General features: G+C 35.9%; 12 protein-coding genes. 9 read left to right on the top strand and 3 right to left on the bottom strand.

All coding sequences use genetic code 11. The annotated features are described in order from the left end of the window. Positions 1-19: 19 nt before the first annotated feature. From KO493_RS11805 to KO493_RS11795, 3 genes are all read right to left on the bottom strand, one after another. On the bottom strand, positions 20-1,477 hold the full coding sequence (locus tag KO493_RS11805; protein WP_216068175.1) for a magnesium chelatase: 1,458 nt from the start codon (positions 1,475-1,477) through the stop codon (positions 20-22). A gap of 136 nt (positions 1,478-1,613) precedes the next feature. After that, positions 1,614-2,741, bottom strand: a complete 1,128-nt coding sequence (locus tag KO493_RS11800) for a vWA domain-containing protein (RefSeq protein WP_216068174.1) — start codon at positions 2,739-2,741, stop codon at positions 1,614-1,616. Positions 2,742-3,122: 381 nt separating this feature from the next. After that, positions 3,123-3,800: a Crp/Fnr family transcriptional regulator gene (locus KO493_RS11795; RefSeq protein ID WP_216068507.1), complete on the bottom strand. Its 678-nt coding sequence runs from the start codon at positions 3,798-3,800 to the stop codon at positions 3,123-3,125. 110 nt (positions 3,801-3,910) lie between these two features. On the opposite strand from KO493_RS11795, the gene KO493_RS11790 reads away from it, so the two are divergent. The 9 genes from KO493_RS11790 to KO493_RS11750 all read left to right on the top strand — a co-directional run bounded on the left by KO493_RS11790 (position 3,911) and on the right by KO493_RS11750 (position 12,739). Then, positions 3,911-6,304, top strand: a complete 2,394-nt coding sequence (locus KO493_RS11790) for a heavy metal translocating P-type ATPase (RefSeq protein WP_216068173.1) — start codon at positions 3,911-3,913, stop codon at positions 6,302-6,304. A 69-nt stretch (positions 6,305-6,373) separates the two neighbouring features. After that, on the top strand, positions 6,374-6,559 hold the full coding sequence (ccoS, locus tag KO493_RS11785) for a cbb3-type cytochrome oxidase assembly protein CcoS (protein ID WP_216068172.1): 186 nt from the start codon (positions 6,374-6,376) through the stop codon (positions 6,557-6,559). 9 nt (positions 6,560-6,568) lie between these two features. Beyond that, positions 6,569-8,758, top strand: a complete 2,190-nt coding sequence (gene ccoN, locus KO493_RS11780) for a cytochrome-c oxidase, cbb3-type subunit I (RefSeq protein WP_216068171.1) — start codon at positions 6,569-6,571, stop codon at positions 8,756-8,758. A 23-nt stretch (positions 8,759-8,781) separates the two neighbouring features. Further along, complete coding sequence (locus KO493_RS11775; RefSeq protein ID WP_216068170.1) at positions 8,782-8,970, top strand: CcoQ/FixQ family Cbb3-type cytochrome c oxidase assembly chaperone; 189 nt, start codon at positions 8,782-8,784, stop codon at positions 8,968-8,970. Next, the gene (locus KO493_RS11770) at positions 8,967-9,953 is read left to right on the top strand and encodes a cbb3-type cytochrome c oxidase N-terminal domain-containing protein (protein WP_216068169.1); all 987 of its coding nucleotides are present in this window, start codon (positions 8,967-8,969) and stop codon (positions 9,951-9,953) included. Before KO493_RS11775 ends, KO493_RS11770 begins: the two co-directional genes overlap by 4 nt. Before the next feature lie 74 nt (positions 9,954-10,027). Next, positions 10,028-11,452, top strand: coding sequence for a cytochrome c oxidase accessory protein CcoG (gene ccoG / locus KO493_RS11765; protein ID WP_216068168.1), 1,425 nt, complete (start codon positions 10,028-10,030; stop codon positions 11,450-11,452). A gap of 173 nt (positions 11,453-11,625) precedes the next feature. After that, a complete protein-coding gene (locus tag KO493_RS11760) occupies positions 11,626-11,928 on the top strand; it encodes a nucleotidyltransferase family protein (RefSeq protein ID WP_216068167.1) in 303 nt (100 codons plus the stop codon). Between the two features lie 116 nt (positions 11,929-12,044). Further along, positions 12,045-12,215 (top strand): HepT-like ribonuclease domain-containing protein, encoded by a 171-nt coding sequence (locus KO493_RS15935; RefSeq protein ID WP_354667436.1) that lies wholly within the window; start codon positions 12,045-12,047, stop codon positions 12,213-12,215. A gap of 77 nt (positions 12,216-12,292) precedes the next feature. Further along, the gene (locus tag KO493_RS11750; protein ID WP_216068166.1) at positions 12,293-12,739 is read left to right on the top strand and encodes a FixH family protein; all 447 of its coding nucleotides are present in this window, start codon (positions 12,293-12,295) and stop codon (positions 12,737-12,739) included. The last annotated feature ends 1 nt before the right edge of the window (position 12,740 follow it).

Raw genomic sequence — 12,740 nt, 5'->3', positions numbered from 1 at the left:
GAATGACCACTAAAAATGATTAAATACCACTTATAAAACTTCCATACGGATCTTTAAACTGAAACCCTTCTATAAACCTGTGCTTACTAAGTTGTTTAAATTCAACCAACGCCCAAAGCACAAATTCTTTCACAAAATAACGATCTTCAGAAGCAAGATTGGGTTGATGTTTCCCTAATAAATCATCCAAAGGTGTGATAGCGCTTAACAAGCTTTTATAGTCTTTATCTCTAGCATCGTCTAACAACTCAAAACCTTCCTTTTCATTAAAAAACCAAGATATAATATCGTCGTATTCCCCGTCGTCTTCTTGCTTTTGAAGCTTTTCAATTTCCGGAAAATATTCAACAAACAAGGTTTTTACAGCCTCACCTATTAAATTATAAGCTACCAATGCTGCACCTTCCTGCTCTCCTTCGTAAACCAATTCTACCTTACCTGTTATAGACGGAATGATTCCAACAAAATCTGATAAACGCACCGTTGTTTGTTCATCGCCTGCCAGTAAAGCACGACGCTCTGCAGTACTTAATAAATTCTCTAAGGCCGTAATACTTAAACGCGCACTAACACCACTTTTTGCATCAATATATTCACTTTCACGGGCTTCAAAAACAATTTGCTCTAACAAATCGCGCGCTAAATCTGGAACGACTACAGTAGCTTTTTGTGCCTCTACCAATTTTGCTTCTTGCTGAGTAATTTGTCTTGCTGTTTCAATATTGATTGGGTAATGCGTTAAAATTTGCGAACCAATTCTATCTTTTAAAGGTGTTACGATACTTCCTCTATTGGTATAATCTTCAGGGTTGGCCGTAAACAAAAACTGAATATCTAAAGGCAAACGCAGTTTAAAGCCTCGAATTTGAATATCCCCTTCTTGTAATATATTGAATAGCGCCACTTGAATACGGGCTTGTAAATCTGGCAATTCATTAATAACAAAGATGCAACGGTTTGCCCGAGGAATCATGCCATAGTGAATCACACGATCATCGGCATAACTTAATTTTAAATTGGCCGCCTTTATCGGATCTACATCACCGATAAGGTCAGCTACCGTCACATCGGGCGTGGCTAGTTTTTCGGCAAAGCGTTCGCTTCGGTGTAACCAAGCGATGGGCGTATCGTCGCCTTTTTCTTTTATCAGTTCTATGGCAAATCTTGAAATAGGTTGCAAAGGATCGTCGTTAATTTCTGAACCTTCAACATAGGGAATATACTCATCTAAAAGATTTAGCATCAAACGCGCTAAACGCGTTTTTGCTTGTCCGCGTAGTCCTAACAAATTAATATTATGCCGCGATAAAATAGCACGTTCCAATTCGGGAATCACCGTGTTTTCATAACCATGAACCCCTTCAAAAGTGGTTTCTTTATTTTTTATTTTCTGAATAAGATTGTGTCGTAATTCATCTTTTATCGACTGACTCTTATATCCTGATGCTTTGAGTGCTCTTAGGGTTTTTATGTTCATTGTATGTTGTTGTTTATGTGTTGGGATTTCTTTTAAGTAGTTAAGTAATCAGTAGTTAAGGAGTTATGGAGTTAAGTAGAGTGATAACCTGAAACTTGAATTTTTCATTTTTAACTTTTAATTATTCATTTTTAACCTACCCCCGTATCCTTTTCTTTCTATTCGTTTCATAATCTTCAAAAATCATTTCACCTAAACCTTTAATGCCGGTGTAAAACGCTTTGCCTTGATTGGCATGCGTAAACGCCCTAACAAACTGTCGTAAATAAGCATCTTGAGCAATCATAAACGTTGTTATGGGAATATGTAAACGCCGGGCTTGCTGCGCCATGGCATAACATTTATTGACAATATGCGCATCTAAGCCCATGCTGTTTTTATAATATTCTCCATCAGGCAGTCTTAAGCAACTAGGTTTGCCATCGGTTATCATAAAAATTTGTTTGTTGGTATTTCGTTTACGACGCAGCAAGTCCATAGCTAATTGCAAGCCTGCCACCGTGTTCGTGTGGTAAGGGCCTACTTTTAAATAAGGTAAGTCCTTGATTTCTATTTGCCAGGCATCGTTTCCAAAAACCAAAATATCTAAAGTATCTTTTGGGTAGCGCGTGGTGATTAATTCGGCAAGCGCCATAGCCACTTTTTTGGCCGGCGTGATGCGGTCTTCGCCGTATAAAATCATACTGTGGCTAATATCAATCATGAGCACAGTACTCATTTGAGATTTGTGCAAGGTTTCTTCAACCACTAAATCGTCTTCCGAAAGGGTAAAATCACCAATACCATGACTTATTTGCGCATTTTTTAAGCTTTCCGTCATCGAAACTTTATCCAGAGCATCACCAAACTGGTAATTTCTGAAATCTCCGGTATGCTCATCGCCCGCGCCTGGGGTTTTACTTTTATGGTTTCCTTGTCCGCTACGCTTTATATTCCCAAAAATACGATCTAGTGCTTGCTGCCTAATGGCACGTTCGGTTTTCGCCGTGATAGCCGTACCTCCTTTCCCATCAGGTTTAATTTCAACGCGTATATAACCTTTCTTTTTAAGGTCTTCAATAAAATCGTCTATGGTATATTCTGGCGTGGTTAATTTATATTCCACATCCAATTCGCGCAACCAATCTATGGCTTCATCAAAATCGCCAGAAGTGTGCGTGATAAGTTCTTTGAAAATCTCAAAAAGTTTATCAAATGGTGATTGATAAGGCGCTTCGAAAGTTTTGAAAACAAAGCCTTTCCGTAGTGTCTTTTTATTATTCATAGCTCCATAAAAATACTATAATTTTATAGAAATATGAAAAAAGGGATGATTAGTTTTTGGTTATTGGTTGCTAGTTTTTGGTTTTTGGTTGCTTACTCATGCGAGAAATTATTACACGGAGGTGCGCAGAGGTTTCACAGAGGGGCATAAAGTTTTTCTAGACACAAATTGAGACTTGTACTATTTGTTAAAATTAGCGTAAGAGTAAGCCCAACAACTAATAACCAACAACTAGCAACCATAAATTCTAGACACAGATTGTTGTTAGAAAGAGTACTCTTGGCAACTGGCCAATTTTTAATTATTCCTTATTAATTATTAATTGTCCTTTGTTTAATCGTTAAGCTGAAAACTGTAACTGTGACTAAAACCATCTACTATTTACTCCACACGCTCTAAGCCAGCAAAATCAATAATTTTGATATATTTACCAACCGACTCGATTAACCCTTCCTTTTTAAACTGAGAAAGCACACGAATAGCCGATTCGGTTGCGGTTCCTACGATACCAGCATAATCTTCACGAGATAAAAGTACACTTAAGGTATCATCTGGATTGGTTCCAAAGTTTTCATGAATATAAATTAAGGTTTCCGCCAAACGTTGACGTACAGATTTTTGAGCCATGTTTACAATAATATCGTCTGAATCCCTCAAATCATGAGCCATATCCTTTAAAACTTCAAATGAAAATTTTGGGTTTTTCTGTAAATCGGCGAAAATTTCACTCTTAGGAATAAAACAAACTTCCATATCATTTAAAGCTGTAGCTTGTAAATTTGAGCTTTCTTCACTAATTAATGAACGCTGACCTAAAAGTTGCCCTTTAACAACCATTTTTACAATCTGATCTTTACCGTTTTCACTAAGTTTGGACAATTTACAAATGCCTTCTTTTATACAGTAAACACCGTTTAAAACGTCTCCTTCTTCAAAAATAACTTCTCCTTTTTTAATGGTATGCGATGTTTTGCACCCAGAAATACGTACCAACTCATCTTTAGTTAAAGCCTTTAAAGAGTTAAACTGTTTAATTATGCATTGTTCACATTTGCTCATACTTAATATTTTGTATTTTGCAAAAATAAATAAATCATGACAATTATCATGTGTAATGATTTGTTGATTTTCCATTTTTGTTAATTGACAAAAAAACAAGCAAAATTTTTATGGAACATAAAACATGTTTCCACTGTGGTCTCGATTCAGCAGCCTCTGAAATCATTTATGATGAAAAATCCTTTTGTTGTAACGGTTGCAAAACGGTTTACGAGATCTTTTCGGCAAACGATTTAACTTCATATTACGATTTACAGCAAGCTCCAGGCGCCACGCCTATAGAAACTGAGGGTAAATACAATTTTTTAGACAATGCCAAGATTGTAGAAACCCTGCTTGAGTTTAATGATAAAAACACCCAAATTGTAACCCTTTATATTCCGCATATTCATTGCAGTTCTTGTATTTGGATTCTTGAAAATTTAAATAAATTGAATTCGAGTATCACCTCTTCAATTGTTAATTTTGGAAAGAAAACAGTACGCGTTACCTATAATTCTGAGGGGTTACCCATAAAAGCATTAGTTAAATTACTTAGTAGCATTGGCTACGAACCCTTTATTAGCTTAGATGATTATTCGGTTGGAAAAAAGAACGTGGACCGCTCACTTATTTACAAATTAGGCGTTGCTGGTTTTGCCTTCGGAAACATCATGTTTCTTTCCTTTCCTGAATATTTTCAGGTTGGCGAATTTTGGCTCGAACAATTTAAACCCCTTTTCAGGTGGCTTATGTTTACCTTTTCACTGCCAGTGGTGTTTTATTCAGCTCAAGACTATTTTATTTCAGCATATAAAGGCCTAAAATCACGAATTTTAAATATTGATGTCCCCATTGCCTTGGGCGCTGCTGTACTATTTATTAGAAGTACTTCTGAAATCATTTTAGATATTGGTACAGGTTTTTTCGATAGTCTCGCTGGGTTAATATTTTTTCTCCTTCTCGGAAAGTTTTTTCAGCAAAAAACATATAGTTTTTTATCCTTTGAAAGGGACTATAAATCTTATTTCCCTATCGGAATCACTAAAATAACTTCTGAAGGCGAAGAAGAATCCATTCAAGTTTACGACATTAAAAAAGGTGACCGACTTCTTATTAGAAACGAAGAACTCATTCCAGTTGATTGTATTTTAATCAACGGAAGGGCACGCATTGATTATAGTTTTGTTACAGGTGAATCTGAAGCGGTTTCAAAACAATCAGGCGATAAATTATACGCCGGTGGCAAACAAGTTGAAGGCAGTATTGAAGTTGATGTTTTAAAAAGTGTGGAACAAAGCTATTTAACCCAACTTTGGAGTAACGATGTGTTCAACAAAAATAAAGAAGACGCTTTTACCACTTTAACGAACACTATAAGTAAAAGATTCACCATTGCTATTTTAAGCATAGCCTTTTTGGCCACAACGTATTGGCTAATAAACGATTCCTCTAAAGCCTTAAATGTTTTTACGGCGGTACTTATCATTGCCTGCCCCTGTGCTATTGCGCTTGCAGCTCCGTTTACCTTGGGTAATATGCTTCGTATTTTTGGCAAGCAGAAGTTTTATGCTAAAAACGCTTCTGTGATTGAGCAATTATCACAAATAAATACCATTATTTTTGACAAAACAGGAACGATTACAGCCAATAAAGAAACCACTATCGCCTATGAAGGCTCAAAATTATCCACCAATGAAGAGGCTTTTCTAAAAAGCACCTTACGAAATTCCAATCACCCACTAAGTAGATCGCTGTACGAGGTTTTAAGCAAACACGATATCGTTACAATCGAAAACTATGAAGAACATATTGGTAAAGGTATTGAAGCGCAATCTAATCAAGATTCGATAAAAATTGGTTCTGGCGCTTTTGTTGGTTATACTGCAGAAACCGAAACCTTAAACACCGCCGTACACATAAGTACAAACAATCAATATAAAGGCCGATTTACTTTTTATAACCGTTACCGCAAAGGCCTTTCTAAACTTTTTAGTCAGTTAAAAAAAGAATACGATTTGGTTATTCTTTCAGGAGACAATTCTGGGGAACAAGAAAACCTTACCAAATTACTCCCTGTAAAAACCAAATTGCTTTTTAATCAGAAACCAGAAGATAAACTGGAATACATTAGGCACCATCAAAATTCGGGCGCCAAAGTTTTAATGATAGGCGACGGATTAAACGATGCCGGAGCTCTAGCGCAAAGCGATGTAGGTATTGCCATTTCAGAAAATGTGAATGTTTTTTCACCAGCTTGCGACGCTATTTTAGATGCTTCAAGTTTTAATCAGCTTTACAACTTCATAAAAGCCTCAAAATCGGCAATTAAAATCATAAAATGGAGCTTTGCTTTATCATTAATTTATAACTGCATCGGTCTCTATTTTGCAATTACAGGACAATTAGCACCAGTTATTGCAGCTATTTTAATGCCATTAAGTTCTATAAGCATTGTTGTATTTACAACAATTAGCACTAACTTCGTAGGAAAAAAAATTCACGATAAGGTTGAAAAAACATGATAAATGTCATATTTTAGAATGCTGTATCAAAATATATTTGAACACTAAACAACAATTCAGAACTACCAAATGAGTGTGATATACATCTTACTAGCAATCAGCATCATAGTTGCCGTTGGCTTTTTTATAGCCTTTATCGTTGCGGTAAAAAGCGGGCAGTATGATGATAGCTACACCCCTTCTGTTCGCATGTTGTTTGAAGACGAACTCATAAAAGAAAAACCAAAAAAATCAATTCTAACCAAAAAAGACTAATTCTCAACTATGGAAATGCAACAGTTTCATTACGACAATAAGATCGTAACCAAATTTATCTACGCTACAATAGTTTTTGGTGTGGTGGGCATGGCAGTAGGTTTACTACTTGCCTTTTTGTTTTTATTCCCAAATCTAACCGATGGTATTTCATGGCTTAGTTTCGGACGATTAAGACCATTACACACCAATGCCGTTATTTTTGCCTTTGTAGGTAATGCCATGTTTGCGGGTATTTATTATTCGCTACAGCGTTTACTAAAAGCACGTATGGCCAGTGATTTACTAAGTAATATTAACTTCTGGGGTTGGCAACTTATTATTGTTGCTGCCGCTATTTCACTTCCTTTAGGTTATACCTCATCTAAAGAATATGCCGAATTAGAGTGGCCTATTGACATTGCCATCGCTGTAATTTGGGTGGTTTTTGGTATTAATATGATTTGGACAATTTTAAAACGTAGACAGCGCCATTTATACGTGGCCATCTGGTTTTACATTGCCACTTTTGTTACTGTTGCTGTGCTTCACATTTTTAATAATATTGAATTGCCTGTGTCTGCCATGAAAAGTTACTCGGTATATGCTGGTGTTCAAGATGCCCTTGTACAATGGTGGTATGGACACAATGCCGTTGCTTTCTTCTTAACAACTCCGTTTTTAGGATTGATGTATTACTTCGTTCCTAAAGCAGCAAACAGACCTGTTTATTCCTATAGACTTTCTATTGTACACTTCTGGTCTTTAATCTTTATTTATATCTGGGCTGGACCGCACCACTTATTATATACTGCTTTACCAGAATGGGCACAAAACTTAGGTGTTGCCTTCTCTGTTATGCTGTTAATGCCATCTTGGGGTGGTATGATAAACGGTCTTCTAACCCTGCGTGGTGCATGGGATAAAGTACGTACCGATCCTGTTTTAAAGTTTATGGTTGTGGCCATTACGGGTTATGGTATGGCGACTTTTGAAGGTCCAATGTTATCATTAAAAAACGTGAATGCCGTTGCCCACTTTACCGATTGGATTATTGCTCACGTACACGTTGGTGCTTTAGCATGGAACGGATTTATGGCTTTTGGTATTATTTACTATTTAATTCCGAGGTTATTTAAAACAAAATTATACTCTTTAGCCTTAGCTAATTTACACTTTTGGTTAGGTACTTTAGGGATTATCATGTACGCCTTACCATTATATGTTGCTGGATTTACGCAATATTCCATGTGGCAACAATTTAATCCAGACGGTACTTTAGTTTACGGAAACTTTTTAGAAACCGTAACCGAAATCATGCCAATGTACTGGATGCGTGCTATTGGAGGGACCTTATATATTATAGGGATGTTCGTATTAGTTTATAACGTGATTGCCACTGTTAAACAAGGAACACCTGTTGAAGATGAATTGGCTGAAGCGGCTGCTTTAGAAAAAGTATCAAGCAAACGTACAGCTTCCGAAGGATGGCACACCTGGTTAGAACGTAAACCAATTCAGTTAACCATTTTAGCGACTGTAGCTATTTTAATTGGTGGTGTGATTCAAATTGTACCTACCATTATGGTGAAATCGAATATTCCAACTATCGCTAGTGTAAAACCATACACACCTTTAGAATTAGAAGGCCGTGATATTTATATTAGAGAAGGTTGTGTTGGGTGCCACTCCCAAATGATTAGACCTTTTAGACATGAAGTTGAGCGTTACGGCGAATACTCTAAAGCAGGCGAATATGTTTACGATCATCCATTTTTATGGGGAAGTAAACGTACTGGACCAGATTTACACCGTATTGGTCAGAAATACTCAGATAACTGGCACTTTAACCACATGTATGATCCACAAAGTACCTCATCGGGCTCAATCATGCCACGTTACCCTTGGTTAATTACAGGTGAAAGTAGCCGATTAGACAAATCGATGACCGAAGCTAAAATGGAAGCTATGGTAAGCTTAGGCGTACCTTATACCGAAGCAGAAATTGCGAATGCGCAACAAAGCATGGATGCACAAGGCGCTCAAATAGAAAAGAATTTGTATTCGGATCCTGATTTTGTAGCTACTTATGAATCTGATAAGAAAGCGGCTGCAGCAAACGGTGAGGATTTCATTGAAATGAAAGACAGAGAAATTGTTGCAATGATTGCCTATTTACAGCGCTTAGGAACAGATATTAAAGTGGAAACCGCACAATAATAACCACCTAAAAAACTGCAAGCATGTTAAAATATATAAAAAACCACATGGAGAGTATCGCCGGTATAGAAATATACCCGATCATCTCCTTATTAATCTTTTTCATCTTTTTTGTAGCTTTATTTTGGTGGGTAGTAACCGCTAAAAAAGATTACATCAATAGAGTAAGTAATATACCATTAGACAACCACCAAAACGACGACATATTATGAGAAACTTAATTCCATCTTGGATTCGTGTTCCGGTCCTATTTTTTATAGTTCTAGGAACGGTAGAATTTTTTGTAGATTCTGGAAATCAACCAGCTTTTGTAAAATATCCAGCCGTGCTGCTGTTCTTATTGTTAGTGCTATTCATTTTAATTTCTATTGAAGGTATTGTGGGTTCACTAGAAAATGTCATGTTTCAGAAATTAGACCCTGAAGCAAAAGCTAAATTTATTGCCGACAGAAATAAATCAGTACAATTAGATTGGTTAAAGAAAACCTACATTAAATTATTAGGATCGAAACCAATAGAACAAGAAGCTGAAATCATATTAGACCATAACTATGATGGTATTAAAGAATTAGATAACGATTTACCGCCATGGTGGAAATATGCGTTTTACATCTCGATTGTATTCGCTGTGGTTTACCTGTTAAGATTTGAAGTTTTTAGTGGTCAAAATCAAATAGAAGAATTTGACACCGAGCTTGCTGAAGCTCAAGTAGCCATAGAAGCTTATAAGAAAACCGCTAAAGGATTGGTTGATGTTAATACGGTAACTCAGTTAACTGAAACAGCCGATTTAGCTGCTGGTAAGAACATATTCAACACCAACTGTGTGGCTTGCCATATGGCCGATGGTGGTGGTGGTATTGGTCCGAATTTAACCGATAACCACTGGATTTTAGGTGGTGATATCAAAAGTATTTTCCACACCGTTTCAGAAGGTGGTCGTTCAGGAAAAGGGATGATTGCTTGGAAAGCACAATTAAAACCTTTAGAAATTGCACAGGTTGCCAGCTACGTTATGACGTTTCAAGGCACAACACCTGCGAATCCTAAAGCTGCTGAAGGTGATATTATCGTAGATCCAAATGCAGCTACTGAAGGAGCTGAAGCAACTACCGAGGAAACACAAGAAACAACAGAAACTCAAATAGACACAACATTACAAGCGGAAACACCTGCTGAGGCTATAAACGAATAAAACTAGATTATTACACATTAAACTAAATTGACCTCTTGAGTTACCAGCTCAAGAGGTCTTAATTCAAAAAAACATTGGAAACACCGGACAACGAAACATTTAGAGATTCTATTGGCACGGTTACCAAAGACGGGAAACGCGCCTGGGTATTTCCTAAAAAACCAAACGGTAAATTATACAAGTACCGTAAATATGTTAGTTACTTATTATTAACCTTCTTAATCACTGCGCCCTTTATAAAAGTAAACGGTAATCAGTTTTTAATGTTCAATGTATTAGAACGTCGTTTTAATATATTCGGATTCCCTTTCTGGCCTCAAGATTTTTATTTATTTGTCATTTCCATGCTTATTGGCGTTATTTTTATTGCGCTTTTTACTGTTGCTTTTGGTAGAATATTTTGTGGTTGGATTTGTCCGCAAACCATTTTCATGGAAATGGTATTCCGTCGTATTGAGTATTGGATTGAAGGCGATCGCGGGAAACAAATGCGTTTGGCAAAACAACCATGGAATGCCGAAAAAATAAGAAAAAAAGGACTAAAACTCTTCATATTTTTACTCATCTCCTTTATAATAGCGAATGTTTTTCTGGCCTACTTAATAGGAAGCGATAAACTTATTCAATACATAAAGGACGGCCCCAGTAATCATTTTAGCACGCTAGTGTCACTCATTATTTTTACTGCCGTATTTTATTTTGTTTTTGCTTGGTTTAGAGAGCAGGTTTGTATTATCGCTTGTCCTTACGGAAGGTTACAAGGGGTGCTCCTAGATACAAAATCAATTGTTGTTGCTTACGACCATAAGCGTGGTGAAGCTGAAAACGGACGAAAAAAATTCAAGAAAAATGAAGACCGCGAAGCGCTTGGTCATGGCGATTGTATCGATTGTAAACAATGTGTAAATGTTTGTCCTACAGGAATAGACATTCGTAACGGGACACAATTAGAATGTGTAAACTGTACCGCTTGTATTGACGAATGTGACCATATTATGGAAAGTATCGATTTACCAAAAGGTCTAATACGCTACGCCAGTGAGGAAGAAATTGAAAAGAAAGCTAAATTTAAACTCACCCCTAGATTAAAAGGGTACATCGCTGTTTTAGTGATTCTCACAGGGTTATTAACCGGTATGTTGTTTTTAAGAAACGATATTGAGGCCAATATATTAAGGCTTCCTGGTCAGCTTTACGAGCACAAAGACAATAATATTATTAGCAATGTATTTACCTATAAGCTAGTTAATAAAACATCTCGTGATTTTGAAAATGTGACTTTAAAACTATTGTCTCACAAGGGGACTTTAAAGATTGTAGCCACCCACGATAATCTCTTTGTACCTAGTCAAGGCTTAGCAGAGGGTACTTTATTTGTTGAAATAAATAATTCAGCATTATCAGGTGACCGAAATAAAATAGAAATTGGCGTTTATGAAGGTGATGATTTGATTGAAACGACAACGGCTAACTTTTTGGGGCCGCGGAGTTATAAGTAGTTAATGAATAATTAAAAGTTAAAAAGGAAACGTTTTCAGCAACTAACGACTCCAATATGGAAAAACTCATTGAAACTTCTTCTACTAGATTTTATATCACGCAAAAAAATTATGGAATCAAAACAAGATTCACGTAAAATCAAACACACTAGAAATTTGACTATTTTTGAAATATGAAAATAAACGACAAAAATATAAATCTGATTAAAAAACTTTGTAAACAATACAAGGTTAGAAGTTTCGCTGCTTTTGGATCTGTAACTAGAGATAATTTTAACAATGAATCAGACTATGATTTTGTGGTAGATTTTGATGAAAATGACCCTTTTGAATACACTAATTTATACTTTGAACTGAAAGACAAACTGGAAAAATTATTAAAACGTCAGATTGACCTCATAGAACACCGCGCCATAAAAAATAAATATTTCAAAAAGGAACTTGATGAAACAAAAATCCTGATTTATGGACAATAGAATTAATTCATGGCTTGAGGATGTTGAAAGGTCAATTGATGAAATTTATGATTTCTTACCTGATAATCTTGATTTTTCTGTTTACCAAAAAGATTTAAAAAGAAAATGAACGAAATATTGAAATAATTGGAGAAGCTATTAACAGAATTTTACAATATAAATATTCAGATATCACGATTAATAATGCAAAAAAAATAATTGGAACTAGAAACCGAATCGCTCATGAATATGACAGTATTTCAGACGAGGTAATTTGGACAATCATTTTAAAGAACTCCCCAACTTAAAAAAGGAAATTATTGCATTAAAAAAATAAAACACAGATTCCCGTTTTCACGGGAAATAAAAAAACACAAAAATAGGGATGAAAATAAACTGGGGAACAAGCATAGTATTAGCATTTGTGGGATTCATTTCCTTCATCATGTATTTTATTATCACCATGAATGTGGATAAAGCATACGATCATGAGTTGGTAACAGAAGATTATTATGGTGTTGAATTAGCCTATCAAAATGATATTGACAGACTAAACAATGCCAACACACTTTCAGAAAATGTTAGCTATAAGAAAACCAAAGACGGTCTAGTTATTACTTTTCCAAAGGGACTCGACTACAAAACCATTAAGGGCAAAATAATTTTATACAGACCATCAAGTAAACAATTAGATTTTGAAACCCCTATTTCACTTAGTGATGCCCATTTACTTGTTAAGGACAAACGCCTACTTGATGGCCGTTGGAATCTTAGAATAGAATGGGAATACCAAGGAAAACCATACTTATTTAAGGAAGAAATACACCTATAAT

It is taken from the genome of Pseudotamlana agarivorans, from assembly GCF_018860245.1.
GTDB classification, from domain to species: domain Bacteria; phylum Bacteroidota; class Bacteroidia; order Flavobacteriales; family Flavobacteriaceae; genus Pseudotamlana; species Pseudotamlana agarivorans_A.
This window is presented reverse-complemented; position numbering and strand designations above follow the sequence as displayed.

Bases quoted from the DNA above. Each gene is read 5' to 3' on its own strand.
- KO493_RS11805 (WP_216068175.1), bottom strand. From the start codon at position 1,477: ATGAACATAAAAACCCTAAGAGCACTCAAAGCATCAGGATATAAGAGT.
- KO493_RS11800 (WP_216068174.1), bottom strand. From the start codon at position 2,741: ATGAATAATAAAAAGACACTACGGAAAGGCTTTGTTTTCAAAACTTTC.
- KO493_RS11795 (WP_216068507.1), bottom strand. From the start codon at position 3,800: ATGAGCAAATGTGAACAATGCATAATTAAACAGTTTAACTCTTTAAAG.
- KO493_RS11790 (WP_216068173.1), top strand. From the start codon at position 3,911: ATGGAACATAAAACATGTTTCCACTGTGGTCTCGATTCAGCAGCCTCT.
- ccoS (WP_216068172.1), top strand. From the start codon at position 6,374: ATGAGTGTGATATACATCTTACTAGCAATCAGCATCATAGTTGCCGTT.
- ccoN (WP_216068171.1), top strand. From the start codon at position 6,569: ATGGAAATGCAACAGTTTCATTACGACAATAAGATCGTAACCAAATTT.
- KO493_RS11775 (WP_216068170.1), top strand. From the start codon at position 8,782: ATGTTAAAATATATAAAAAACCACATGGAGAGTATCGCCGGTATAGAA.
- KO493_RS11770 (WP_216068169.1), top strand. From the start codon at position 8,967: ATGAGAAACTTAATTCCATCTTGGATTCGTGTTCCGGTCCTATTTTTT.
- KO493_RS11760 (WP_216068167.1), top strand. From the start codon at position 11,626: ATGAAAATAAACGACAAAAATATAAATCTGATTAAAAAACTTTGTAAA.
- KO493_RS11750 (WP_216068166.1), top strand. From the start codon at position 12,293: ATGAAAATAAACTGGGGAACAAGCATAGTATTAGCATTTGTGGGATTC.